This is a genomic window from Marinomonas shanghaiensis, assembly GCF_003259175.1.
Taxonomy (GTDB): domain Bacteria; phylum Pseudomonadota; class Gammaproteobacteria; order Pseudomonadales; family Marinomonadaceae; genus Marinomonas; species Marinomonas shanghaiensis.
Genome location: NZ_QGOK01000003.1, coordinates 573,938 through 597,865, shown reverse-complemented (window position 1 = coordinate 597,865; position 23,928 = coordinate 573,938). Strand labels below are relative to the sequence as shown.

The 23,928-nt window shown below is 42.4% G+C and carries 25 protein-coding genes; 13 read left to right on the top strand and 12 right to left on the bottom strand.

The genetic code is table 11. The annotated features are described in order from the left end of the window. Positions 1-30: 30 nt before the first annotated feature. From DKT73_RS03235 to DKT73_RS03205, 7 genes are all read left to right on the top strand, one after another. Positions 31-1,680, top strand: a complete 1,650-nt coding sequence (locus DKT73_RS03235; RefSeq protein WP_111637135.1) for an electron transfer flavoprotein-ubiquinone oxidoreductase — start codon at positions 31-33, stop codon at positions 1,678-1,680. Positions 1,681-1,810: 130 nt separating this feature from the next. Further along, on the top strand, positions 1,811-2,260 hold the full coding sequence (locus tag DKT73_RS03230) for a YaiI/YqxD family protein (protein WP_111637134.1): 450 nt from the start codon (positions 1,811-1,813) through the stop codon (positions 2,258-2,260). A gap of 86 nt (positions 2,261-2,346) precedes the next feature. Then, a complete protein-coding gene (locus DKT73_RS03225) occupies positions 2,347-3,636 on the top strand; it encodes an NAD(P)/FAD-dependent oxidoreductase (RefSeq protein ID WP_111637133.1) in 1,290 nt (429 codons plus the stop codon). A 146-nt stretch (positions 3,637-3,782) separates the two neighbouring features. Continuing rightward, positions 3,783-4,205: a MerR family transcriptional regulator gene (locus tag DKT73_RS03220; protein ID WP_111637132.1), complete on the top strand. Its 423-nt coding sequence runs from the start codon at positions 3,783-3,785 to the stop codon at positions 4,203-4,205. A 9-nt stretch (positions 4,206-4,214) separates the two neighbouring features. Beyond that, positions 4,215-6,812 carry a heavy metal translocating P-type ATPase gene (locus DKT73_RS03215; protein ID WP_111637131.1) on the top strand — a complete coding sequence of 866 codons (2,598 nt, stop codon included), beginning with the start codon at positions 4,215-4,217 and terminating at the stop codon, positions 6,810-6,812. Positions 6,813-7,068: 256 nt separating this feature from the next. Next, positions 7,069-8,226 carry an MFS transporter gene (locus tag DKT73_RS03210; protein ID WP_111637130.1) on the top strand — a complete coding sequence of 386 codons (1,158 nt, stop codon included), beginning with the start codon at positions 7,069-7,071 and terminating at the stop codon, positions 8,224-8,226. A 342-nt stretch (positions 8,227-8,568) separates the two neighbouring features. Then, positions 8,569-10,059, top strand: coding sequence for a SulP family inorganic anion transporter (locus DKT73_RS03205; protein ID WP_111637129.1), 1,491 nt, complete (start codon positions 8,569-8,571; stop codon positions 10,057-10,059). A gap of 210 nt (positions 10,060-10,269) precedes the next feature. Here the strand turns inward: DKT73_RS03205 and yjjG are convergent, their stop codons facing one another. The 7 genes from yjjG to DKT73_RS03170 form a co-directional block, all read right to left on the bottom strand. Then, the gene (gene yjjG, locus DKT73_RS03200; protein WP_111637128.1) at positions 10,270-10,950 is read right to left on the bottom strand and encodes a pyrimidine 5'-nucleotidase; all 681 of its coding nucleotides are present in this window, start codon (positions 10,948-10,950) and stop codon (positions 10,270-10,272) included. Between the two features lie 48 nt (positions 10,951-10,998). Then, entirely contained in the window at positions 10,999-11,556 is a 558-nt protein-coding gene (gene yjjX / locus DKT73_RS03195; protein ID WP_111637127.1) for an inosine/xanthosine triphosphatase, read from the bottom strand. Positions 11,557-11,638: 82 nt separating this feature from the next. After that, complete coding sequence (gene aroC, locus DKT73_RS03190; protein ID WP_111637126.1) at positions 11,639-12,736, bottom strand: chorismate synthase; 1,098 nt, start codon at positions 12,734-12,736, stop codon at positions 11,639-11,641. Positions 12,737-12,739: 3 nt separating this feature from the next. Further along, entirely contained in the window at positions 12,740-13,654 is a 915-nt protein-coding gene (prmB, locus tag DKT73_RS03185; RefSeq protein WP_111637125.1) for a 50S ribosomal protein L3 N(5)-glutamine methyltransferase, read from the bottom strand. A 63-nt stretch (positions 13,655-13,717) separates the two neighbouring features. Further along, positions 13,718-14,473 carry a hypothetical protein gene (locus DKT73_RS03180; RefSeq protein WP_111637124.1) on the bottom strand — a complete coding sequence of 252 codons (756 nt, stop codon included), beginning with the start codon at positions 14,471-14,473 and terminating at the stop codon, positions 13,718-13,720. Positions 14,474-14,650: 177 nt separating this feature from the next. Continuing rightward, a complete protein-coding gene (gene sppA, locus DKT73_RS03175) occupies positions 14,651-15,670 on the bottom strand; it encodes a signal peptide peptidase SppA (RefSeq protein ID WP_111637123.1) in 1,020 nt (339 codons plus the stop codon). Between the two features lie 3 nt (positions 15,671-15,673). Then, entirely contained in the window at positions 15,674-16,318 is a 645-nt protein-coding gene (locus tag DKT73_RS03170) for an HAD-IA family hydrolase (RefSeq protein ID WP_111637122.1), read from the bottom strand. A 67-nt stretch (positions 16,319-16,385) separates the two neighbouring features. On the opposite strand from DKT73_RS03170, the gene DKT73_RS03165 reads away from it, so the two are divergent. From DKT73_RS03165 to DKT73_RS03155, 3 genes are all read left to right on the top strand, one after another. Continuing rightward, the gene (locus DKT73_RS03165; RefSeq protein ID WP_111637121.1) at positions 16,386-16,811 is read left to right on the top strand and encodes a MaoC family dehydratase; all 426 of its coding nucleotides are present in this window, start codon (positions 16,386-16,388) and stop codon (positions 16,809-16,811) included. A gap of 220 nt (positions 16,812-17,031) precedes the next feature. Next, the gene (locus DKT73_RS03160; RefSeq protein ID WP_111637120.1) at positions 17,032-17,337 is read left to right on the top strand and encodes a hypothetical protein; all 306 of its coding nucleotides are present in this window, start codon (positions 17,032-17,034) and stop codon (positions 17,335-17,337) included. A gap of 42 nt (positions 17,338-17,379) precedes the next feature. Continuing rightward, positions 17,380-17,973, top strand: coding sequence for a CBS domain-containing protein (locus tag DKT73_RS03155; RefSeq protein ID WP_111637119.1), 594 nt, complete (start codon positions 17,380-17,382; stop codon positions 17,971-17,973). A 55-nt stretch (positions 17,974-18,028) separates the two neighbouring features. On the opposite strand, the gene tusA is transcribed toward DKT73_RS03155, so the two are convergent. Further along, positions 18,029-18,262 (bottom strand): sulfurtransferase TusA, encoded by a 234-nt coding sequence (tusA, locus tag DKT73_RS03150; RefSeq protein WP_111637118.1) that lies wholly within the window; start codon positions 18,260-18,262, stop codon positions 18,029-18,031. A gap of 34 nt (positions 18,263-18,296) precedes the next feature. Further along, positions 18,297-18,881 (bottom strand): alpha/beta family hydrolase, encoded by a 585-nt coding sequence (locus DKT73_RS03145; RefSeq protein WP_111637117.1) that lies wholly within the window; start codon positions 18,879-18,881, stop codon positions 18,297-18,299. A gap of 208 nt (positions 18,882-19,089) precedes the next feature. On the opposite strand from DKT73_RS03145, the gene hemN reads away from it, so the two are divergent. The 3 genes from hemN to DKT73_RS03130 are packed head-to-tail and all read left to right on the top strand — an operon-like array spanning position 19,090 to position 21,813. Beyond that, positions 19,090-20,460 (top strand): oxygen-independent coproporphyrinogen III oxidase, encoded by a 1,371-nt coding sequence (hemN, locus tag DKT73_RS03140; RefSeq protein WP_111637116.1) that lies wholly within the window; start codon positions 19,090-19,092, stop codon positions 20,458-20,460. Between the two features lie 21 nt (positions 20,461-20,481). Then, positions 20,482-21,246: a fumarate/nitrate reduction transcriptional regulator Fnr gene (fnr, locus tag DKT73_RS03135; protein ID WP_111637115.1), complete on the top strand. Its 765-nt coding sequence runs from the start codon at positions 20,482-20,484 to the stop codon at positions 21,244-21,246. A gap of 24 nt (positions 21,247-21,270) precedes the next feature. Next, positions 21,271-21,813, top strand: coding sequence for an adenine phosphoribosyltransferase (locus tag DKT73_RS03130; protein WP_111637114.1), 543 nt, complete (start codon positions 21,271-21,273; stop codon positions 21,811-21,813). Between the two features lie 65 nt (positions 21,814-21,878). Here the strand turns inward: DKT73_RS03130 and DKT73_RS03125 are convergent, their stop codons facing one another. The 3 genes from DKT73_RS03125 to DKT73_RS03115 form a co-directional block, all read right to left on the bottom strand. Then, positions 21,879-22,451 carry a YfaZ family outer membrane protein gene (locus tag DKT73_RS03125; RefSeq protein ID WP_111637113.1) on the bottom strand — a complete coding sequence of 191 codons (573 nt, stop codon included), beginning with the start codon at positions 22,449-22,451 and terminating at the stop codon, positions 21,879-21,881. A gap of 10 nt (positions 22,452-22,461) precedes the next feature. Further along, positions 22,462-23,301 carry a tRNA 2-thiocytidine(32) synthetase TtcA gene (ttcA, locus tag DKT73_RS03120; protein ID WP_111637112.1) on the bottom strand — a complete coding sequence of 280 codons (840 nt, stop codon included), beginning with the start codon at positions 23,299-23,301 and terminating at the stop codon, positions 22,462-22,464. Between the two features lie 114 nt (positions 23,302-23,415). Further along, positions 23,416-23,928, bottom strand: a complete 513-nt coding sequence (locus DKT73_RS03115; protein ID WP_232827764.1) for a SprT family zinc-dependent metalloprotease — start codon at positions 23,926-23,928, stop codon at positions 23,416-23,418.

The window sequence follows — 23,928 nt, the reverse complement described above, 5'->3', positions numbered from 1 at the left end:
AATAAAAAAGTATCCGTGTTGGGAGGCAATATGACCGATAGAGAAGTGATGGAGTTTGATGTTGTGATCGTTGGAGGTGGCCCTGCTGGATTATCTGCGGCCTGTCGCATCATGCAAAGAGCCAAAATCGAAGAGAAAGAAATCAGTGTATGTTTGGTTGAAAAAGGCTCTGAAATAGGCGCTCATATTCTATCTGGTGCTGTCATTGATCAAAAAGCCTTAGCTGAATTATTTCCAGATTGGCAAGCCATGGGCGCACCATTACATACCAAAGTGAATCAAGATGAGCTTTATTGGCTTGGTTCAGACAGTACTGCAAAGCAGTTTAGTCAATGGATGATACCGAAAACGCTGCATAATGATGGTAACTATGTCATTAGTCTAGGGAACCTCTGTCGATGGCTCGCGGAGCAAGCAGAGGCATTAGGTGTTGAAATTTTCCCAGGGTTTTCCGCCGCTCATCTCGCTTACAATGAAAATGGCCATGTCGAAGGTATTGTCACAGGCGATATGGGCTTAGCCGAAGACGGTAGTGAGAAAGATGGATTCATGCCGGGCATGTTGCTGAAAGCAAAATACACGCTTTTTGCCGAAGGTTGCCGAGGGCATTTGGGCAAAGAGCTTATAGCCCGTTTTGAGTTAGATAAAGATAAAGCGCCACAACACTATGGGCTTGGCATTAAAGAATTATGGGATGTCCCAGCGTCTCAAAGTAAGCCGGGTACTGTGATTCATACTGCGGGTTGGCCATTGGGCAAAGAAGCCGGTGGCGGCGGATTTTTGTATCATTTGGAAAATAATCAGGTAGTAGTGGGTCTGATTGTTGACCTGAATTACAAAAACCCTTATCTGAGTCCATACGATGAGTTTCAAAAATACAAACATCATCCCATTATTTCAGAGCATCTAAAGGGTGCCAAACGCGTATCCTACGGTGCTCGTGCCATTGCAAAAGGCGGTTGGGCATCTTTGCCTAAAATGAGTTTTCCAGGTGGTTTGGTAATTGGTTGTGATGCTGGTACGCTTAATCCTGCCAAAATTAAAGGCACGCACACAGCGATGAAGAGCGGTATGTTAGCGGCAGAGAGTATTTTTAATGCTTTGCAATTAGAAACTCCGCCTGCGGAATTACTGGAATTTAATGCCATATTAAAAGATTCTTGGTTAGGTAAAGAGTTGCAACAAGCTCGTAATTTTGTTCCTGTGATGCATAAACTAGGAACCTTCTGGGGTGGGGCTTATAACTGGCTTGATCAAAACTTTTTTGCTGGAGGCTTGCCTTTCACCTTCAATGATATGACACCAGACTATGCGTCTACTGAGCCTGCTGAAAAACATATTGCTCCGGAATATAAAAAACCGGATGGTTTGTTAAGCTTTGATAAATTGTCTTCGGTGTTTTTATCCAATACAAATCACGAAGAGAATCAGCCTTGTCATTTGCAACTAAAAGACCCCAATATTCCAATTCAAAGCAATCTTCCAAAATACAATGAGCCCGCTCAGTTTTATTGTCCAGCAGGTGTGTATGAGGTGGTAGAATCGAATAACGAATCGATTTTTCAAATTAACTCGCAAAACTGTATTCATTGCAAAACATGTGACATTAAAGATCCTGCACAAAATATCACATGGGTAACACCTGAAGGGGCTGGCGGGCCTAATTACCCGAATATGTAGCGCTGTTTTCACTTGCTCTCTAGCGGTTACGCAAACGGATTACTTGGATGTGCTCCGTTTGTTCTTATTCACTACTGGATTTCACTCTCAGGCTGTTTAATAATGGTGACCTACAAAAAAGGGGAACACTATGCGCCTTTGGGTCGATGCCGACGCCTGTCCAAATGTTATCAAAACCATTCTTTTTCGTGCTGCTGAACGTGTGCAAATCCCTTGTATCCTTGTTGCTAATCAGGCTATTGCTATCCCGCCATCAAAATGGATTGAACGGCGTGTGGTTAGCTCCGGCTTTGATGTTGCCGACAATTATATTGTCGAAAATATTGATGTTCAGGATTTAGTGATTACAGCAGATATTCCATTGGCCTCAGAAGTCATAGAAAAAGGAGCCTTAGCGATTAATCCGCGTGGTGAACTTTACACAAAAGAAAATATTAAACAGCGGCTAAGTATGCGTGATTTTATGGAACAGATGCGCTCTTCAGGTATCCAGACTGGTGGCCCCGCGACGTTTAATCAGCAGGATAGAATGGCGTTTGCGAATACACTCGATAAGTTATTGGCGCAAAGGATCAGATAGCACTTTTTCGGAAACACCATTTGTGCAATCTGGAAAGGGCTCACCGAGTATTTTCCAGATTACTCAAGGTTTATAGGGGATTTTACATGAAAAAAATCGTAGTGGTTGGTGGTGGAGCAGGTGGCCTAGAGCTAATCACCAAGCTGGGCCATACTTTTGGCAAAAAACGCCAAGCCGAAGTTGTCCTGATTGATAGAAGTCAGACGCATATCTGGAAGCCGCTATTGCATGAAGTGGCAACGGGTTCTTTAGACATCAACAACGATGGTGTCAACTACCGAGCTCATGCTGCAAAGCATCATTATCAGTTTCAACTAGGAACTTTAATGGCGGTTGATCCTGAAGCGAAGACTTTAACATTAGACTCTCTGTCGGATGACATGGGGCACATAGTGTTACCCGAACGTACGATTTCTTATGACATTCTTGTTATGGCTGTGGGCAGTGTCAGTAATGATTTTGGTACACCAGGTGTATCGAACCATTGTTATTTTTTGGATTCGCACAAGCAAGCAGAGCGTTTTCAGCAAGCATTGCTGAACCAGTTTTTGCGTATTCATCAAGAGGGAACGGATGCAAAATTGAAGCTTGCCATAGTTGGTGGTGGTGCAACGGGAGTTGAATTATCAGCTGAGTTGTTTCATGTGGCCGATATGCTTAAAGCTTACGGTATGCCAGAAATGTCGGGGAAACGTGTCAATATCCAATTGATCGAAGCGGGACCTCGAATATTGCCAGCACTGCCAGATCGTATTGCCGCCTTAGCAACCAAAGAATTGATTCGACTAGGGGTGACTGTTAGTAAAAACACACGTGTTGTGCGTGCGTATGATGGTGGCTTTCAAACAGCGGATGAGACCAACATAGAAGCCGATCTAATGATATGGGCGGCTGGAGTGAAGGCGCCGGATTTTGTGGCGAAAATTGACGGTTTTGAAACCACACGAAATAATCAAATTCTAGTAAAAGGCACACTACAAACCACGGCTTTTGAAAACATTTATGTGATTGGCGACTGCTGTGCTTGTAAGCAAGCTGATGGCTCTTTTGTTCCACCACGTGCTCAGTCAGCGCATCAAATGGCCTCGTTAGTCTTTGATAACATCAAAGCATCCTTCTTAAGCGAGCCGCTTAAAGAATATACCTATAAGGATTATGGGTCTCTGGTAAATTTAAGTCGTTACAGTACAGTGGGGAATCTAATGGGCAATTTAATGGGGGGCTCTATGTTTATCGAAGGACGTATTGCACGCTTTGTCTATGTTTCCCTATATCGTCTGCACCTTATTGCAATTCATGGCTGGTTTAAAGCCACCGTTATCATGGCAGCGCAAAAAATTGGTAAGGTCGTTAAGCCTAAGCTTAAACTGCATTAAGTAATACGCGAAATATTACACCTAAAAAACCGAGACATGATCTCGGTTTTTTTTGCGTTATATTTCTCTAAGTCTTGACCTATGTGCTACCTATAGGTTTTACACTGTGATTATTGTTTGGCTAGTCTATTTAGAAAGGAGTTTATATGCGTGTGAGTGAGCTGGCACGTCATGCCAATGTTACAGCCGAAACCGTCCGTCATTACACTAGGCTAGGACTTATTCAGGCGGAACGTGATGCAAATAATGGTTACCAGATCTACGATAAATTGGCTTTACAGCGGTTGCATTTTATTCGTCAAGCCAGTGAATTGGGATTTAGTTTAAAACAAATCGAAGAGATCTTTCTGCAATCAGACAGCGGTGATTCTCCTTGCCCTATGGTCAGAGATTTACTGCAGAAAAAAGTGCCTGAGACCAAGTTTAAAATAGCTCAGTTGCAAGCTCATCTCCAGAAAATGGAAGAGGCATTGGCAGCTTGGGAAGAGATGCCTAATGGAAATCCAAATGGGCATTCAATTTGTTGCTTGATCGAAGAATGGCAAGAAAAAACAATGCATAAAGAGTAGGGGCGCATCATGACAACAAAAACCTCAACAGTTATCGAACGCTTGCCATCTGACCAGCCATTACAGCTTAAAGTAACAGGTATGTCATGCCAAGGTTGCGTCTCGAAAGTTCGAAAACGGATTCAGCAACACAGTCCAGAGGCTGTTGTAACAGGTATCCCGAAAGAAGATACGCTTTTGGTGCAGTCTGATCTTTCCTTGTCCTCTTTAGAGGCCATGATAGAAGAGGCTGGGTTCCAATTTTACGGACTATTGAAAGACAGTGAGCTTGCTCATTTAGATGGTAGTCAAGATGATAATCCAGCCAAGAAAAAGGAATCAGATCTTGATAAGGGCGAAACCAATATCAGGCAGATTCCGGTCAGTTACCAGTTATCTATCGGCGGTATGACCTGTGCTGGTTGTGTCAATTCCGTACAAAAAGCACTGTCTAGTTCAGATAATGTGAAGTCTGCAGAGGTGAATTTTGCTAATCATACTGCGCAAGTCACTACACTGGGCGAGTTAGATGCACTAATTAAAGCGGTTGAGGATGCGGGCTATCAGGCCAGCTTGATCGTTGATGCGGAACAAAATGAAGACCAAAGAGGAAAAAGAGAATTAGAGGAATATCACTACAAACGTCAATCTGCTGTCTTGGGATTGGGCTTGGGTGTGCCTCTGATGTTTTACGGGGTATTGGGCGGAAGCATGGTTGTGAGTACGCTCACTGAAAGGGTGGTTTGGCTACTCATTGGCCTGATCACTTTATGGATCATGGTTCGTGCCGGTAAGCATTACTTTCGTGGCGCTTGGAAAGCTTTCACCTTACATCAAGCTAACATGGATATGTTAATTGCGTTAGGTACTGGGTGTGCTTGGCTGTATTCCATGCTTGTGGTGATGGTGCCGAGTTGGTTGCCAGAAAACACCCATCATTTGTATTTTGAAGCCGCCGTCATGATCATAGGTCTGATTAATCTTGGGCAAGCATTAGAGTTGCGAGCAAGACGCAGAACCAGCCAAGCGTTGCATCGTTTGTTAGATCTTCGACCTAAAATGGCAACTCGGGTTGAACATAACCTAGAGTCACGAATTCCAGTTTCGGACATTAGGTTAGGCGATGTATTGCGTGTACGCTCTGGCGATAGTATTCCGGTTGATGGCGTGGTTCTAGAAGGGCTATCAACGGTGAATGAATCTATGTTAACAGGAGAGGCTGCGCCTATTGAAAAGCGTGAGGGTAGTTTGGTGTCCGCTGGAACCATTAACGGTCAGGGGAGTTTATTGTTCAAAGCGACTCGCATCGGCTCAGACACCTTGCTTGCACACATTATTACCATGGTGAGTAAAGCACAAGGGTCCAAACCGCCGATCAGTATTTTGGCGGATAAAGTATCTTCAGTGTTTGTACCAAGTGTGATCATTATTGCTATTTTGACGGCAATGGTATGGTTCAATTTTGGTGGTGATGCGGTTTTTTCCTACATGCTGGTGACCAGTATTTCCGTGCTCATTATTGCATGCCCTTGTGCACTAGGCTTGGCGACACCGATCTCAACCATGATAGGAATTGGTAAAGCGGCAGAATATGGCGGCTTGATTCGTAACGGTGATGCACTACAGCGGGCAAGCGAATTAACCGTAGTGGTATTGGATAAGACGGGGACGATTACCGAAGGCAAACCAACAGTCGTCCATCAGATAATCATTGAGCACGCTCAAAGTGAGTTCATTGCACAGTTGGTCTTGGCTCTTGAAGCACGAGCAAATCATCCATTAGCAGAGGCTTTACTGCAGCATTGCCAAGGAGAAAGCAAAGACAAAAATACCATGGTGTTAGACGATTTTGAGTCGCTAGTTGGTTTGGGGGTGAAAGGTTATGTTGAAGGCAAGGCCTATTACCTTGGCAATGAACGTTTGATGAAAGAAAAAGGTATTCATCTCGACGTAGACAATGTTGAGAATCAACACAACACCGCGACGCGGGTATATTTGGCAGATGAAAGCCTACTATTGGCGATATTCTACATTGAAGACCCAATTAAAAAGGGCATGAAAGAAGCTATTGCCAGTTTTAAAAAGCAAGGCCTGAAGATCGTTATGCTCACGGGAGATAATCTAACAACCGCCGCAGCGGTCGCAAGTGAGGTGGGTATTGAAGACTATCATGCGCAGCTAATGCCGGATGATAAACTAAATTGGGTTAAGGCGCTTCAAGACCAAGGTGAGGTGGTGGGCATGATTGGTGACGGTATTAATGATGCGCCCGCTTTGGCACAAGCCGATGTTGGTTTTGCCATGGGAGCAGGTACGGATGTGGCAATGGAAAGCGCAGACATCACGCTCATCAACAATGATTTAAAAGGCGTTGCTGATGTTATCCAAATTAGCAAAGCCACCTTAAAAAACATCAAGCAAAATCTATGGGGGGCGTTTGCCTATAACGCTTTAGGGATTCCTATTGCTGCGGGGATTTTGTTTCCCTTTACGGGTTGGTTGTTAAGCCCAGTGATTGCGGGTGCGGCCATGTCCTTATCGTCAGTTACTGTGGTTACTAATGCTAATCGACTTCGACTATTACGCCTTTCATCTTTAACGGAAAAGGCAAAGCAGGAGGTTAAGTGAGCATACTCATTAATATGATTGGGATTTTATTAATAGCGTTTGTTATTTTCTGGTTTTGGTGGCCGAAAAAACACAGCAAGCGACCTGACTAAACTAACAGCCCTATCGATGAACAGGGCAATTAGCGATGAGTAGGGTAATTAGCAGGGAAATTTGCTTACACTTACTATAAAATGCGCTTTCATTAAATAAGCCAAGCGATTCTCTTGGCTTATTTTGTTTATTGATTATGAATCAAAATGATCGGAGTCTTTGTATGCTTGCTGCTTATCAATGGGGCATTTTTGCTATTGCATTGGGTACTTTTGGAATAGGTACCACAGAATTTATGCCTATGGGATTACTGCCAGTCATTGCGGAGGGTGTGAATGCATCAATCCCAGCAGCAGGCCTGCTTATTAGTGCTTACGCGGTTGGTGTAATGGTTGGAGCGCCACTGATTACACTGTATTTAACCAAATATAGTCATAAAACATCACTGCTTGCTTTGATGGCCGTATTTGTAGTGGGGAATTTACTTTCCGCTGCGGCAGTGAATTATGAAACATTCTTGTTATCACGCATCATTACCAGTCTTTCCCATGGTGCTTTTTTTGGTATTGGTGCCGTAGTAGCGATGAATTTAGCGCCATATCATAAAAAAGGCTCGGCGGTTGCGTCTATCTTTTTGGGCTTAACCATTGCCAATATAGTTGGTGTTCCCATTACTACCTGGTTAGGGCAAACGTTCGATTGGCGGCTTTCCTTCGCGGTGACGGCGGTGTTAGGGGTGGTGGCAATTTTTGGCATTAGTCGTAGCTTGCCAGCCATGGAACGAGCACAAAAACCCGATGTTAAAACGGAGCTGAAAGCCATCATGCAGCCTGCTGCATTGCGCGCGTTTGCGACAACCGTCATGTGTGCAGGTTCCATGTTTACGCTGTATACCTATATTGCCCCTGTGATGCAGACCTTGGCTCTGGCAACAGACAACGTCATTGCCACCATGCTGATGTTGATTGGTATTGGTTTTACATTAGGCAATTATATTAGCGGTAAGGTCACAGACAAATCACCAGATTTAGCTTTGTTTGTCTTTCTTGGTTTGCAAGTGCTGGTACTGTTACTGTTTCGTTTTACCGCGACAACCACGCTTGGGGCTGGGCTGACTGTTTTATTATGGGGTACCGTGATTTTCGGCAGTGGACCACCACTACAGATGCAAGTAATGAAAATCGCTGACAAAGCGCCAGGATTGGCTTCATCTATTAATATAGGTGCATTCAATTTAGGGAATGCTTTAGGTGCCGCCCTGGGGGGATTGGTGATTAGTATTGGTTTTGGCTTTGCGTGGATTCCAAGCGCCGCTGCAGTGCTATCGTTTTTAGCACTCATAATGGTGTGGATTAATCGTTATAAATCAATACGTAATTAGCGCAAGGTCGACTAATGAAGGACATGCACTGGGTTATTTTAGGGATAACTCAGTAGTGCTTTAGTTGACTAATGTCAATATTTTGTTAAGATATATTTTTCTTAAAACCCCAAAAGGGATAGTATTTTGCGTCTTACGCCACCCTAAGTTTTCTCATCTTTTCGTCACACATCTGTGAGACGATATCTCTATACTGCCACTGTATAGTCAGCTGGTTGTGGGCATTTTTTGCCAAATCATAATGTAATTTTAATTTTTACTCTGTTTAATATTTCTAACTGGAAGTCCCTAATGCTTCGCACTGGGTGCGATTGTATTGGTATGCTTATAAAAAGGTAACTTATGCTCGAAAAAATGAAAATGGAATGGTTCTCTAACATCCGCGGGGATGTATTAGCCGGTACTGTTGTGGCCTTAGCCTTGATACCAGAAGCGATCGCGTTCTCTATTATTGCCGGTGTTGACCCCAAAGTCGGCTTGTACGCTTCCTTTTGTATCGCTGTGGTCATAGCCTTTGTAGGAGGGCGCCCAGGTATGATTTCGGCCGCAACGGGTGCGATGGCTTTGCTGATGGTTACCTTGGTTAAAGAGCATGGCTTGGAATATTTGTTGGCGGCGACCTTGCTAACGGGGGTGATCCAGATTATGGCGGGGTACATTAAGTTAGGCAGTCTAATGCGGTTTGTCTCGCGGTCTGTGGTGACGGGATTTGTGAATGCCTTGGCGATCCTAATTTTTATGGCTCAGTTACCTGAATTAACCAATGTTACTTGGCACGTTTATGCCATGACGGCGGTAGGTTTGGGTATTATTTACCTTTTCCCTTATGTGCCTGTCATTGGTAGAAGCCTGCCTTCACCTTTGGTCTGCATTGTCGTATTGACGGCCTTTGCCATGATAGTAGGCTTGGACATTCGTACTGTTGGGGATATGGGTGAACTGCCTGATACTTTGCCTATCTTTTTGTGGCCTGACGTACCTTTAAATCTAGACACATTGTTGATTATCTTGCCTTATTCAATTGGTTTGGCGGTAGTTGGCTTATTAGAATCCATGATGACAGCGGCCATTGTTGATGATCTTACCGATACAAAAAGCGATCGTAATCGTGAATGCAAAGGCCAAGGTATTGCTAATATAGGGGCGGGTTTACTCGGTGGTATGGCGGGTTGCGCCATGATAGGTCAATCGATTATTAACGTAAAATCGGGTGGTAGAGGGCGCTTGTCCACCTTTATTGCAGGAACACTTCTTTTGATTATGGTGGTGTTTTTGGGCGAGTGGATAAAACAAATCCCCATGGCAGCCTTGGTCGCGGTTATGATCATGGTGTCAATTGGTACTTTTTCGTGGAGTTCCATTACCAATCTTAAAAAACATCCTTTATCCACTAATATTGTGATGATCACTACCGTGATTATTGTGGTGTGGACTCATAATCTAGCATTGGGTGTGTTTGTTGGTGTTTTACTCGCTACTTTGTTTTTTGCCAATAAGATTGGCCGTTTCATGATAGTAAAAACAGAGCAAAATGACGACAAATCCGTTCGTACATATCGTGTGATTGGCCAAGTGTTTTTCGCATCATCTGAAGCTTTTGTTGAGTCATTTGATTTTAAAGAGGCTGTCAATAAAGTGGTTATTGACCTAACTAATGCGCATTTTTGGGATATTACTTCTGTGTCTTCTTTAGATAAAGTTGTGATCAAATTCCGCCGTGAAGGTGCAGACGTTGAGTTAGTGGGTATGAATGCTGCGACAGAAACCGTAGTCGATAAATTTGCTGTGCACAACGATCCAAAAGAAATCGAAAAAGTCATGGGCGGACACTGATATTTAACATGAACTGAAAACTTTAGTTGGTGTTTTGTTAAAAAGAAATGAGGTTAAACCAGAACACCAACCATGATTTCTAGATGCTTAGCATCTGAGAGATCTAATTACAGCGAAACATGTTAATACATCTTCACTATTTCCGATAAATGTTATTATCGGAAATAGTGAATGATTGCATATTATGGTCCTATTGGCTTAATTTTTGAGTTACCAGCGTTTAACTTTATCCAATAACTCAATGAGTGAATTGACTTGGTAAGTTGGTCGAATCTCTTCTGGATGTATCTTGTCGTGGTGATTAAGCCAGCATGTGTCAAAACCAAAGTTGTTGCCACCCAAGATATCCGACTCCAACGTATCGCCGACCATTAATATCTGGTTTTTATCTGGTGAGTCCATGTGTTCTAAGGCATGTTCAAATATTTTAGGATGTGGCTTAGCAACACCGACCAGTTCTGAAATCACTACCGGTGAAAAATACGGCAATAATCCTGTACGCTCGAGGCGGATTTTCTGTAACTGAGCAAAACCATTCGTAATAATGCCCATGTTTATTTTGCTTTCATGCAAATGTTCTACCAGTTCAATCGCCCCTGGTAATGTCTTGCAGATATCCGCCATGGCATCTAAAAATTGTTTGTTAAGTTCTTTGGTACTGATCGATAATCGTTCACTCCATAACGCAAAGCGACGTGTTTGTAATTGTTCGGCGCTGATGTGACCGTTTTGATAGTCTACCCAGAGTTGTTTATTGACGATTTGGTATTCATCATATTCTGCTTTTTCAAAAGTAACGCCATGTTTAGCAAACATGTGTTTTAGACCAGCGAAATTATCGAAATGAAAAAGTGTTTCATCCGCGTCAAAGAGAATCCATTTATACTTCATTGCTTTCACTTTTGTATTTTTGAACCATAAAAACGTAAATGCCCTGTATTAGTAGTGTTCTGGGTGAAGTGCCGGCGCTAATGCAAGAACCAGTGCTTGTGTATAGACGCTTTCTCTGGTGGCAGCATGATTGGTCAATAAGCCAATAGCTCCGCCTTTTTGACGGATATTATCCGTATTGAATAATTCGTCCATAACGATTCCGAGTTCTTCATTCGCCTGTAAGCGTTGATAAATCTTGTTTGGTAAAGGTAAGTTAGCAGAACGCCCCGTCATTAGTTTTCCTTTATCATCCATAATAGCCACATAGGCAAAGGTAGCAGCGCCCTCCTCGAATGCATCCACGCCTCCTTCCATCGCCACAAAAAAATTCATGTCGGAGCTAGCATTTTCAAAACAATAGCGGGCTCTGTTTTGTGCCCCAAGACGAGTGTCTGCTTCTGTCATTGGTTGATCAGCAACGCCAGACGGCGCATGTTGCCCTTCACAATGAATAATGTGGTTAGGATAAGCCTGTGAAAAAGCGTGTCTGGCTGCGTTGACTTTGACGGGATTGGTTGAGCCAACACGAATTCGAATGACGGTAGTGCCGAGTTTAGTGACCATACAATAACCTTGTCCTGAAAGATCAAAATAAAAAAGCCGCTATTAGCAACATAGCGGCTTGTTATTTACCGTTTTTAAAGGCTTAAGCTTGGCCTTTTATAATGGGTGTTGGACAGACGACATCAGCATTTTGCGCTCTGTGTCTCAGCAAATGATCCATAATCGTGAGGGCCAACATTGCCTCGGCAATCGGGGTCGCTCGAATACCAACACAAGGGTCATGACGACCTTTGGTGATGACTTCGATCGGGTTGCCTGCGCGGTCGATGCTTTTACCAGGGATAGTGATGCTCGATGTGGGTTTTAATGCCATATGCACCACAATATCTTGGCCTGATGAAATACCGCCCAACACACCGCCTGCGTGATTGCTTAAAAAACCTTCAGGTGTCATTTCGTCACGGTGTTGGCTACCTTTTTGCTCCACAACGTCAAAACCGTCACCAATTTCAACGCCTTTCACCGCGTTAATACTCATGATGGCTTTAGCGATATCTGCATCAAGACGATCAAAAACGGGCTCGCCTAGACCGGGCATTAAATTTTTAGCAATAACCGTGATTTTTGCCCCCACAGAATCGCCTTCACGACGTAATGCTGTCATGTATTCTTCGAGCTGAGGAATAGCATCGGGGTCTGGGCTGAAAAAGCTGTTGTCATAGACTTGGCTTAGGTCTTTGACCTCCAATTTAATGGGACCAAGTTGAGACAAGAAACCTTGGATTTCGATACCGAATTGTTGCTTCAAGTATTTCTTGGCAATGGCGCCGGCGGCGACACGCATCGCGGTTTCACGAGCAGATGAACGACCGCCACCACGATAATCGCGGAAACCATACTTTTGATCATAAGTATAATCGGCATGGGCAGGACGGAAGGTGTCTGCAATATTGCCATAATCTTTTGAGCGCTGATCGGTATTTTCAATCATTAAACCAATCGGTGTTCCTGTGGTTTTGCCATCAAAGACGCCAGATAAGATTTTTACTTCATCGGCTTCACGTCGTTGAGTTGTGTGTCTAGACGTACCGGGTTTACGCAAGTCTAAATCGCGTTGTAAATCCGCTTCGCAAAGTTCAATGCCTGGTGGGCACCCATCAACAATGGCGCCAAGCGCCAGACCATGGCTTTCACCGAAGGTAGTAACTTTAAAAAGTGTTCCAAATGTATTACCAGACATAGGCTATTTCTGCTCTTGTAATAGTTCGATAAGTTGTTCTTTGGTTAGGATAAAAACACCGTTTCCACCCTGCTCTAATTCAACCCACATGAAGGGAGTGTTTGGATAAGCGGCTTGTAAGGCGGTTTCGGTGTTTCCTACTTCGTAGACTAATATACCGTCATCTTGCAGATAATGCGCGACTTGGGCTAAAAAATCGTGGGTAAAATTGAGGCCATCTTCTCCGGATGTTAAAGCCAATTCTGGCTCATTATGAAATTCTGCTGGAGCGTTTTCAAAGTCTTCGGCATCCACATACGGTGGATTGCAAATAATAAGATCATATTGCTTGCCAACTAATCCTTTAAACATGTCCGAATGAATAGCACGGACTCTGTCCTCTACCTGATGGCGTACAATGTTTTCATTGGCCACCAATAAAGCGGCTTCGCTGATATCTGAAATATCGACGTCAGCGTCCTCAAATACTAAAGCGGCCGCTATGCCCAAGCAGCCAGAGCCTGTACACATATCTAAGATATTTAATGGATAGTTTTTCAACCAAGGCACAAATTCACTTTCTAATAAAGAAAGGATTGGAGAGCGTGGGATCAACGTATCTTTAGTGACTTTAAATGGCAGCCCCATAAACCATGCTTCGCCTAAAAGATACGGCAATGGTTCACGCTTAGTGATGCGCGTTTGTACTAACTTAAGAATGTGTTTTTTTTCATTATAAGTCAGTGCACAATCGAGCATATCACGATCAAAGTCCAAGGGTAGCTTTAATGCCCCCATGACCAGATGAACCGCTTCATCCCATGGGTTATCTGTGCCATGACCATAAAACAAGTCAGCTTTTTTGAAACGACTAAATGTCCAACGAATGAAGTCTTTGATGGTGGTTAAATCACGAATGGCAGATTGTTTATTGCTCATCTTCTCTTCTTAAATAATGGGGACGCGAATACAAATCGTACGGCATTATAACGGTTATTGTTTCTAGCCTCTATCTTTGCGTGACATGGTTTTCAGCGAGCGAGTCAGTGTGTCGAGTTTTTTTGCCATTTCTTGCCATTTTATCTCGTCATTTTCCATTTTATCCTTCCTGTTATCTTCCAGTGCACTAGCCAGTTTTGTATTTTCCTCGTGCAGCCTAGTCAAGGTATTGTCTTGTTTGGCTAAGTCCACTTCTTTTTGGGAAAGATTGATTCTGAGCTCTTGATTGTCCTTTTGTTCCTGTTTGATCTGGTTCGTTAGCACGGCATTTTGAGTCATGACGTCTTGATATCGTTGCTCACTCAATGCCAATTTTTGCTTGGCCATCACAGCGTCATCACAGACTGTCTTGTGCTCCATGATCAATGCGTCATGGGCTTCCTGTAACTCAATTAACGCTGAAGACAGTGACAAATAACCACTTTGTGTTGCTTCTAGTTTACGTATTTGGTGTTGCTCAAGATCAGAAGACTTTTCATCTAATAATTGCCCGAGCTGTTGGGTCACTTCTCTAGAAAAGCGTTTAAATACCGGCTGAAGGATATCGCTTAGTTCTTTTAATTGATGCTGTTGCTGATCTTTATAGGCATCCTCCCATTCAGCAATAGCATTCATGAGAGTGGTGTTGGAGCAGCGTCGGCCATCTTTTTTCATAAAGAACTCAGCCAAACGCGGAATATTAGGGAAGCTGTTTTGCTCTAACAATTCCCAGCAGGCTTGGTGAATTTCTTCTCTTGCTATGTTTGCTTTGCGAGCCATCGTTCATTTCCCCTACTGACCGTAAAAAGTTTGATAAGATAAATAGTGAATTTATTTTATCAAACTTATTTTATTGATAACACTATGACATGGTCAACTACCGATTTGATTTTTCATATCGCTGTATGGCAGGCATTAAAAAAGCCCCCGAAGGAGCTTTTCAATAAACAAGATATTTTATTGTAGATTGGTACTGTTTAGGACTTTTGTCGCCATTTCTACCCCCAGCTCTTTAGCGAGCTCTTTCCAAGAATCTTGTTTTGGTTCGTAAAAAATAGGTTCAGCATTAGGAAAACGAGCGTTTAAAATATCATTGACACTGGCCAAACCATCTATGAGGCCGATTTTAACCGCCTGCGATCCTGTAAAAACCATACCTGAAAACACATCGTCAGTGATAACAAGTCTGTCGCCACGGCCTTCTTTCACCGCGTTAATAAACTGTTGATGTGTTTCATCTAATACCGCCTGCCATTTGCTTTTCGCTTCTTCAGTCATTGGCGCAAAAGGGTCTAAGAAGGCTTTATTGCGACCAGCCGTAAAAGTACGTCGTTCTACACCAATTTTTTCAAGTAAATTACTGGCGTCAAAACCAGATGAAATGACACCTATTGAGCCAACCAAACTGGCTTTATCAGCGTAGATCTCATTCGCAGCAGAAGCAATGTAATAGCCACCTGAGGCGGCCATATCTTCAACCACCACGACAACAGGGATATCAGGATAACGACTTTCTTTTGCACGAATCGCATCATAAATGATCCCAGAATGTACAGGGCTGCCACCAGGACTATTCATTTCAATCACGACACCTTTTAAACGACTATTCTGGTAGGCAGCATCAAGTAAACCAACAAATTCAGAGGATTCAATTTCATTGTCGGCACCAATCACACCACGCATTGGGATCATGGCCACGATATCCCCCTCCAGACTCACGTCCTGAAAGTTAGACTTAGCAAACCAACCACCAATAACCGCCAGGAAAATAGCGATCGTCGTAAAACGAAAGAAAATCCTCCAACGTCTGGCACGGCGTTTTTCAACAATATTTTCATTCAGTGTTTTTTCAAGCAATACCCAAATCTCTTTATTGGGATCCGTCTTGTCAGTTTCTGGCTTTGTCGTATTTTGTTCATGCTCACCCTTAGATTCATCTAATGACGGCTTGCGGTCTTCCTCTTCTGTCCAGCTCATTTCTTATAATCCTAAAATATTTGATAATTGATTAAAATCGTTGATAAGTGCGTGCGGCTGGCAAGCTTTTAGTCGTTCTGCTTTATGAGCGCCATAAGTCACGCCAATGCTTTTCATACCTGCATTAGTAGCCATGTTTAAATCGTATTCTGTATCGCCAACCATAATGGCCTGCTCTGGGCGTATGTTTAGCTCCGTCAATATTTGCACTAACATCAGTGGGTTGGGTTTCGATAGCGTTTCATCGGCACAGCGAGAAGCAACAAAATAATCGTTTGTCTTGCTTAGCAACATCGCTCGCTCAAGTCCCCGTCGGCTTTTTCCTGTTGCCACTGCCATTTTGACATTGGATGCTTGCAGTTTATCCAACACTTTGATTACACCAGGATAAGCCAGCGGTGGTGTCTGGTCGGCCGCAACATAAATACGTTTATAATGCTCAATAATGGTGTCGTGTTCGTTAATAGATAGCTCCGGCCAAATAACATCAACCGCTCTTTCCAAAGACAAGCCTATAATGTTTTTTACATCGTCTTTTGTCCTAGTGGGCGCTTTTGCCAAATTGCCAGCTTGCAGCATGCTGGCACAGATTTTATCAATAGAATCAAATAAGGTACCGTCCCAATCAAAAATTACCAATTTAACCATAGATACCTCTTATGAATAGTACGATGAAAGTGTACCATAACCGAAAATGACAAAATAAGGATTGGTAATGACGACTGGTTATACATTAGAGCAACTTTCCATAAACCAAAGCACTGAGTACCGAAAAGTGGTCACAACAGAGGATGTTCAGGCTTTTGCAGAAGTGACGGGAGATACAAACCCTGTCCATTTGAATGCTGAATACGCAGCGACAACATCATTTGGTCAGCCTATTGCTCACGGCATGCTGACTGCCGGATTTATATCTGCCGCGATTGGCACGCAGCTTCCAGGACCTGGTTGCATTTATCTTGAGCAGACGCTTAAGTTTCGAGCTCCTGTTTTTATTGGGCAAGAGGTCGTAACAACCGTGACGGTGACAGATATCAACGAGCGCCGCCGCCGAGCAACACTAAAAACAGTGTGTGAATGCGAAGGTAAAGTTGTGGTGACCGGTGAAGCAACCATTATGTTGCCAGCAGTGGTAGCCTAATATAAATAAGTATTAGCAAAAAGCTCTGGGGTTAGGAACCATCAATCACGTTTCCTAACCTTATGTTAACGTTTATAGGTATTATGTTGCATTTAGTCATGATCTATTAACAAAACACAAGATAGTGGAAATATACGTCATTTTATAAAAAACGCTGGGATTTACAGAAAGGCAAGCCTATATTAATTGCATACATTAGTTTGTAAACGTTGGTATTACTATGAAAATTCAGTTACTTGTGTTGATTGCGGTTGTGATATCGTCTTTATTGACGATTTCTCAACGTGTTAATGCGCACGAAGTAACTCAATTGCGTTGGATAGAGCCAACAATAGATCAAAAGTTTTGTGAAGTCGTTGTCCCAGATCAAGAAAAAAGTTCCGACACTCATTTTGTTTATTCGGACTTTTACGCCTCAAAGGTGCTAAGTCGTTCTTTACCTGATTTCATTTATAACCATCTTCCTGTTCACTCCCGAATAATCAGTAATAAGAGCCCAAGGGCGCCACCAGTTTCATTGATATAACTTACCCATTCTTCTTTTTATCTACTTTATTGGGGTTCTATCATGAAAACATTGACTTACGTATCAACAAAAGACGTTAATAATTTAACTTGGCCTACAACGTTAGCCAACACTAACTTGTACTCACCTGCTTTGTCTGTATTTACTGACTTTCAAAAGGCAGGCCCTAGAGTCATAGAATCCAGCACGCGTGCTGATGAATTGGTTTTGCTAATGCGCAAAGAGCACGTCCGCATGAAACTTGTTGTTGATGCAGATAATCATTTTATTGGCGTCATCAGCCTTGAAGATTTATCGGAAGATGTCTTCATTAAACAGGTTGCGAATGGTTATAAGCGCTCAGAGCTAATGGTAGCTGATTTGATGAGACCGAAAGAAACTTTGTTGGCTCTGTCCTATACTTCACTGCAAAAGTCTGATATCGAATCATTACTTTTCAGTCAAAGAAATAATAAATTTCAGCATCTCTTAGTGATTGATGAAGAGACCAAAACCATAAGAGGCTTGGTCTCTTCGAACGATATTGCCCGCCAACTTCGCTTAGATATTGACGTGGGTTTTTCAAATTTCGAGCACATTTATCAAAGTGCGATTCTTGGTGAAAAAGAGCACACTAAAAAGCTTAAAGTTGCCTAAGTTTTTTAGTCGTTAATTTAATCCCTCAGATTATTACTGATAGTCTGGGGGATTTTTATTTTTCCTTCTTTTCAATCCAAAATGTATAAACATCCTCTTCCTGGTTTTGCTGTACCAGCTTGTGCCCAAGAAATTGACAAAACTTTGGTATGTCTCTGGTCGTAGAAGGATCTGTTGCAATGACTTTTAATGTCTGTTTCGCGGTCAATTTTCGCATTTCCACATGCAGCAGCATTACAGGCTCTGGACAAAGTAGGCCTGTGGCATCAAGAATCGCTTGGTATTCCATGGTATTCCTTTGGTGTTAAAAGAGTATGAATTGCTCAGATGGTTTTCATTAACCAATGCTGCGTAATGGCAGCAATATGATTAATCGTATCATTGATCGTAGTATTGTATTTTTTTAGGGTTTTAAAGTCATGATCTGCGCCTTCAATCCACACAATTTCAATGTTTTTAGGCAGTGTTTGCTGACTTACCCACTCATAACGACCCAATGCATCCCTAGTGCCCTGCACAATGAGACAAGGCACCTCAATCTTAGACAGGAAGGCAAGCCTATTTTTTTCTGGTTTTCCCACGGGGTGAAATGGAAAACCAAAACACACAATCGCTTTGACCATAGGAAGATGTGATAACTGCGTTGCCACTCTTCCTCCCATTGACTTGCCAGCAACAATACAAGCCTCCTCGTGCTCAATATAATTCGCGTATTCAGGTATCAGTGTAGAAAAACGTGGCGGAGGCCTTCTTTTCATTGATAATGCCTGCTCCTTCATATAGGAAAATGTCAAAGGAATAATCAATTGCTCTCTTTGTACTGAGATGGCGGCACCCAGTTGAGATAAAAAATCGTTTGTATGACCAACACCAGCACCATGCGCGAGATATAGGGGGAACGAACTCATAAAAAAACCTTCACACAGATTGCGCAATAAATGGGGTGTTATTAGACCAAATTTGGGAGGCTGTGAGAATATTCGTATCCTATCATTACTGTCAGTGACCTAAGTAAAGCGGATTTTTGATTTCAGCATCATAAATCATGATCTGAGTCAGCTAATGCGAATTCACTAAAGAGTACACTCCTATTAGAAATTTTAATAGGAAGACATCATGATTTGGGATTCTGAACTGATTGGTAAATATGATTTATCAGGGCCTCGATACACCTCATACCCTACCGCACCACAATTTGATGCGAATATCAGTAAAATTGCGTTAATAGATAAAATGTTAGTGCCGTCTGATGCTCCTCTGAGCTTGTACTTTCACATCCCTTTTTGTGCGCACCTGTGTTATTACTGTGCTTGCAATAAGATTGTCACCAAGCAGTATGAGAAAGGCATAGAATATGTAGAGTTGTTAGGCGAGGAAATGAGACTACGCAGCCTTATGCTGGATCATACCCGCAAAGTTACGCAGCTGCACTTTGGTGGGGGAACACCTACCTTTCTCACTGAAGACTTAATAAACGCCCTCTTTAATAATATTAAACAGCACTTCACTTTGGTCAATAACGGGACACAAGACTACAGTATTGAAATTGACCCTAGAGAAATCAATTATTCCAAGCTTAAATTGCTGACTGAGATGGGCATCAATCGAATCAGTGTTGGCGTGCAAGATTTTGATCCAATAGTGCAAAAGGCAATTCATCGAGTTCAGCCGTTTAAAATGGTTAAGAACCTGATGGACCATGCGCGAGAATTAGGCATAAAATCGGTTAACTTTGATTTGATTTATGGCTTACCCTATCAGTCTCTTGCTGGTTTCCAAGATACCTTAGACAAGGTGATACAGTTATCACCTGAGCGTATCTCTTTGTTCAACTATGCACATTTACCTGAGCGCTTTTTAGCTCAAAAACGGATTTTGGATGAGAGTTTGCCCATTGCCACGACGAAACTTGATTTACTCAGAATGAGCATTGAGTATCTTATGAATGCAGGTTATGAATACATTGGAATGGATCATTTTGCCAAACCGTATGACAGTCTTGCTCAAGCACAAAAACAAGGCAGCTTACAAAGAAATTTTCAAGGTTATACTACACACGCAGATACGGATTTAGTGGCTTTTGGTGTTTCAGCCATTAGCGATTTGAATGGCGTTTATATACAGAACCATACGGACTTGACCCTGTATCGGAACAGTATTGAAAAAGGCCAATTAGCCATTGCTAAGGGATATATTAGCAATCGTGATGATAAAATTCGTCATCATGTCATCATGTCACTGATTGCTCAATTTGAACTAAATACCGAAATCATTGAAAAAGAATTTAAGATTCGCTTCTTTGATTATTTTTCTCAAGAAGTAGACAATCTGACATCCATGATCGAAGATGGCATGTTAGAAATCAACCATAATGGAATGCAGACCATTATTAAAGTGACAGAGCGCGGTAGACTACTGATTCGGTGCATTTGCATGGTTTTCGATAAGTACCTAAATGGCGCGATAAAATACTCAAAAGTTATATAAATCGAGAACAGGGAGAACAGTATGACCACCATGACACACACAAAGTCACGATTTAACAGCACTCTAACATCGCAATGCCAAAACTGTAGCCTAAGCGCACTGTGTTTGCCTATTGCACTAGCGGACGAAGACATTAATCGTTTAGATCAAATTATTGAGCGCAAAAAGCCACTCAAAAAAGGGGATTTTTTGTTTCGTCAGGGCGAAGCTTTTGATTCGGTTTATGCCGTGCGCTCTGGAACATTGAAGACATTTAATATAACGTCATACGGTGAAGAGCAGATTACAGGGTTTTACTGTCCAAGTGAGCTGGTTGGTTTAAGTGGTATTGATTCCAACATTTACCCCGTCTCAGCCAAAGCGCTAGAAACCACAACCGTTTGTGAAATCCCATTTAGCCACCTAGAAGAGCTGTCTTCTCAAATTCCCTCTCTCAAACATCAGCTATTCAAAGTCATGAGTCGCAAGATCTCTGATGATCAGCAAATGATGGTACTGCTAGGTAAAAAGAATGCAGATGAAAAAGTGGCTTCTTTTTTGTTAAACCTATCTACTCGTTTTAAAAAGCGCGGTTATTCTGCGAGTGCCTTTCGTTTGTCTATGTCGCGTGGTGAAATAGGTAACTATCTTGGTTTGGCCGTGGAAACGGTAAGCCGCGTCATTACTCGGTTTCAAAAAAATGAGTTGATACATGTGGATGGCAAAGAAATTGAGATAATTGACTTCCCTGAAATACAAAAACTCGTTGGGGTTGCGAGTGATTGTGGTAAAATCGCTAACATTTGATTGATATAATGAGGCGTTACCAACATGCTCTATGACGATTTTTACGTTAAGTCACTAATACAAACCGTTGAAGACTGGCCAAAAAAAGGCATCAGCTTTCGAGATATCACGCCTATTTTCAGTGATCCTAAAGGGATGAGAATGGTCGTCGATGCCTATGTTCATCGATATATCTCTACGGATATCTCACACATTGCTTGTATTGACGCGAGAGGCTTTTTAATTGCGGCTGTCTTAGCTTATGAGCTACAGAAACCCCTCATTTTGGTGCGCAAAAAAGGCAAGCTGCCTGGAAAAACTATTTCGCAAAAATACGCGCTAGAATATGGTGAAGCAGAATTGGAGATCCAAGAAGGCGCCGTTAGTGAAGGTGATGAAGTCTTACTATTTGATGACCTAATTGCAACGGGTGGAACCTTATTCGCAGCGATTGAACTTTTAACAAAACAAGGGGCAAATATCAAAGAGGTGGCGGCCATTATCGATTTGCCAGACCTTGGTGGCAGTCAGAAGCTAAGAGACAGTGATATTCCTGTTTTTAGCCTTTGTGCCTATAATGGCGACTGAGTTGAGTTAAACTCACAAATAAAAAAGGTGGCCTCGGCCACCTTTTTTATTTGCCTGAAGCACAATTAGAAATCTACGGTTGCGCCAACAGAAAGACCTTTATCAAGTTCTTTGCGGCTATTATCTTCGTATACAGTTACCGTTTTGCCATAACGCACATAGGCTCTGGCATTACGCATCGTCATGTATTCTGCACGAAACTCATAAGTATACATGTGATCCAGGTTAGATAGCGCAAGTACCTCTGGAGTATAGTAAACAGAGCCATAAATGCTAACACGGTTTGCCTCTGGCAATGTGTAGCGGTACCAGCCACCTAACGCTAAGGCAAGAGAAAGATCATCATTACCTGTATCACTGTCTAAATTGGCATCGATTGCATAAAAACGAATCCCCAAACCCGCCTGAAGTGGGCCGCTCGTATCTGAATCTTCAACGGTTACACCAATATGTGCTGTCGAAGTATTTTGATCATCGTTGTGTGTAATACCACCATTCACACCGAAAGCGCCCATATTTAGATCAATATCACCCTTCACTGTGTCATTATTTAAGCTGACCCCTGCTGAGGACGCATTAACGATAGATGACCCTAAAATGCCGGCGGTTAGTAATAGTGCTTTTTGTGTAAGATTCATTTCTATTATCCTATAATGAAATAATATTTAATCGGTCGAAGGCCGCTGGCGACTGCTTCAACCCTTTAAAGTCAAACAATTCAGTATCTGCTAAGTGAGATGGAACTACATTTTGTAAAGCAGAGAACATCGTCTCGATTCTTCCCGGAAACTCTTTTTCCCATTTTTGTAACATATCTTTGACCACTTGTCTTTGAAGATTCTCTTGAGAACCGCAAAGATTACAAGGAATAATGGGGTATTCCTTCATAAGAGCAAATGCCTCTATGTCAGACTCTTTGCAATAAGCGAGAGGACGAATCACGATATGCTTCCCATCATCGCTCAACAGCTTCGGAGGCATAGATTTTAATTTACCACCAAAAAACATGTTTAAAAATAATGTTTCTAGAATATCGTCTCTATGATGACCCAATGCTATCTTAGTCGCGCCAATTTCTTCCGCGAAACCATATAAAGAGCCACGACGTAAACGAGAACACAAACCACAAGTTGTCTTGCCCTCTGGGACAATCTCTTTCACTATGCTATAGGTATCGCGCTCTAAGATATGGAAGTCTACCCCCTGCTCTTCCAAATAGGCAGGCAAAATATGCTCAGGAAAACCAGGTTGTTTTTGATCCAAATTAACAGCAATAATGCTGAACTTTATTGGTGCGCTAGCCTGCAGATTTCGTAAAATCTCAAGCATAGTGTACGAGTCTTTCCCTCCTGACAAACACACCATGACCTTATCGCCATCCTCAATCATATTGAAGTCCGATATGGCTTGGCCCGTTAATCTGCGAAGGCGTTTTTGGAGTTTATTAAGCTCCAATTTTTCTTTAGGTCGATTCGATAAATCCATCATATATACGCTGTAAGTAAAACGCGCTTATCTTACTATAAGGATGATGTTATCGCATCAAAAATGGATGATTTAAGGTCAATTGCATGAAGAATGCTTCTTTATACGTTGAGCAAGTTACGCTGTGCCAATCGTTTTCTTGGTCACAAATTGCAATGAAGAACGACACTTTTTACAAATGTACTCGGTGCCTCTTTGTGCTCTGGTATGTCGTTGCTTACTAAAATCATGCTTTTGACAGGCACAACGGTACTCATAGCTATTTTTTTGTGGTGGTACATCAAACGTATGGGTGCGGCTTGGTCGAATACCATATACCTTAAACATAACCGCTTGCCATTCTTTACCATGGGGTTTTACGCTATTGCCGTATATTTGGTACACCACAATGTGCGCCACTTCATGAGGAACGACCTGGCTGAGAAACGCAGTAGGATCCTGCTGGTACATAAAAAGATTAAAACGCAGTTCGTTTTTTTGTAAATGCGCGGTGCCAGCAGCTTTGCCTTTTTGCTTAAAATTACAGCTTGATCGCTTGAATTTAGCGCCAAAAAAAGTATCCGCGGTCGTAAAACATTGGTTTACCCGATCAAAAACATAGGCAAGTGCGTCAGCCTCATAATCTGGCAT

What these genes read in the sequence shown, in the direction of transcription:
- DKT73_RS03235 (WP_111637135.1), top strand. Translation starts at nt 31, where the DNA reads ATGACCGATAGAGAAGTGATGGAGTTTGATGTTGTGATCGTTGGAGGT.
- DKT73_RS03230 (WP_111637134.1), top strand. Translation starts at nt 1,811, where the DNA reads ATGCGCCTTTGGGTCGATGCCGACGCCTGTCCAAATGTTATCAAAACC.
- DKT73_RS03225 (WP_111637133.1), top strand. Translation starts at nt 2,347, where the DNA reads ATGAAAAAAATCGTAGTGGTTGGTGGTGGAGCAGGTGGCCTAGAGCTA.
- DKT73_RS03220 (WP_111637132.1), top strand. Translation starts at nt 3,783, where the DNA reads ATGCGTGTGAGTGAGCTGGCACGTCATGCCAATGTTACAGCCGAAACC.
- DKT73_RS03215 (WP_111637131.1), top strand. Translation starts at nt 4,215, where the DNA reads ATGACAACAAAAACCTCAACAGTTATCGAACGCTTGCCATCTGACCAG.
- DKT73_RS03210 (WP_111637130.1), top strand. Translation starts at nt 7,069, where the DNA reads ATGCTTGCTGCTTATCAATGGGGCATTTTTGCTATTGCATTGGGTACT.
- DKT73_RS03205 (WP_111637129.1), top strand. Translation starts at nt 8,569, where the DNA reads ATGCTCGAAAAAATGAAAATGGAATGGTTCTCTAACATCCGCGGGGAT.
- yjjG (WP_111637128.1), bottom strand. Translation starts at nt 10,950, where the DNA reads ATGAAGTATAAATGGATTCTCTTTGACGCGGATGAAACACTTTTTCAT.
- yjjX (WP_111637127.1), bottom strand. Translation starts at nt 11,556, where the DNA reads ATGGTCACTAAACTCGGCACTACCGTCATTCGAATTCGTGTTGGCTCA.
- aroC (WP_111637126.1), bottom strand. Translation starts at nt 12,736, where the DNA reads ATGTCTGGTAATACATTTGGAACACTTTTTAAAGTTACTACCTTCGGT.
- prmB (WP_111637125.1), bottom strand. Translation starts at nt 13,654, where the DNA reads ATGAGCAATAAACAATCTGCCATTCGTGATTTAACCACCATCAAAGAC.
- DKT73_RS03180 (WP_111637124.1), bottom strand. Translation starts at nt 14,473, where the DNA reads ATGGCTCGCAAAGCAAACATAGCAAGAGAAGAAATTCACCAAGCCTGC.
- sppA (WP_111637123.1), bottom strand. Translation starts at nt 15,670, where the DNA reads ATGAGCTGGACAGAAGAGGAAGACCGCAAGCCGTCATTAGATGAATCT.
- DKT73_RS03170 (WP_111637122.1), bottom strand. Translation starts at nt 16,318, where the DNA reads ATGGTTAAATTGGTAATTTTTGATTGGGACGGTACCTTATTTGATTCT.
- DKT73_RS03165 (WP_111637121.1), top strand. Translation starts at nt 16,386, where the DNA reads ATGACGACTGGTTATACATTAGAGCAACTTTCCATAAACCAAAGCACT.
- DKT73_RS03160 (WP_111637120.1), top strand. Translation starts at nt 17,032, where the DNA reads ATGAAAATTCAGTTACTTGTGTTGATTGCGGTTGTGATATCGTCTTTA.
- DKT73_RS03155 (WP_111637119.1), top strand. Translation starts at nt 17,380, where the DNA reads ATGAAAACATTGACTTACGTATCAACAAAAGACGTTAATAATTTAACT.
- tusA (WP_111637118.1), bottom strand. Translation starts at nt 18,262, where the DNA reads ATGGAATACCAAGCGATTCTTGATGCCACAGGCCTACTTTGTCCAGAG.
- DKT73_RS03145 (WP_111637117.1), bottom strand. Translation starts at nt 18,881, where the DNA reads ATGAGTTCGTTCCCCCTATATCTCGCGCATGGTGCTGGTGTTGGTCAT.
- hemN (WP_111637116.1), top strand. Translation starts at nt 19,090, where the DNA reads ATGATTTGGGATTCTGAACTGATTGGTAAATATGATTTATCAGGGCCT.
- fnr (WP_111637115.1), top strand. Translation starts at nt 20,482, where the DNA reads ATGACCACCATGACACACACAAAGTCACGATTTAACAGCACTCTAACA.
- DKT73_RS03130 (WP_111637114.1), top strand. Translation starts at nt 21,271, where the DNA reads ATGCTCTATGACGATTTTTACGTTAAGTCACTAATACAAACCGTTGAA.
- DKT73_RS03125 (WP_111637113.1), bottom strand. Translation starts at nt 22,451, where the DNA reads ATGAATCTTACACAAAAAGCACTATTACTAACCGCCGGCATTTTAGGG.
- ttcA (WP_111637112.1), bottom strand. Translation starts at nt 23,301, where the DNA reads ATGATGGATTTATCGAATCGACCTAAAGAAAAATTGGAGCTTAATAAA.
- DKT73_RS03115 (WP_232827764.1), bottom strand. Translation starts at nt 23,928, where the DNA reads ATGCCAGATTATGAGGCTGACGCACTTGCCTATGTTTTTGATCGGGTA.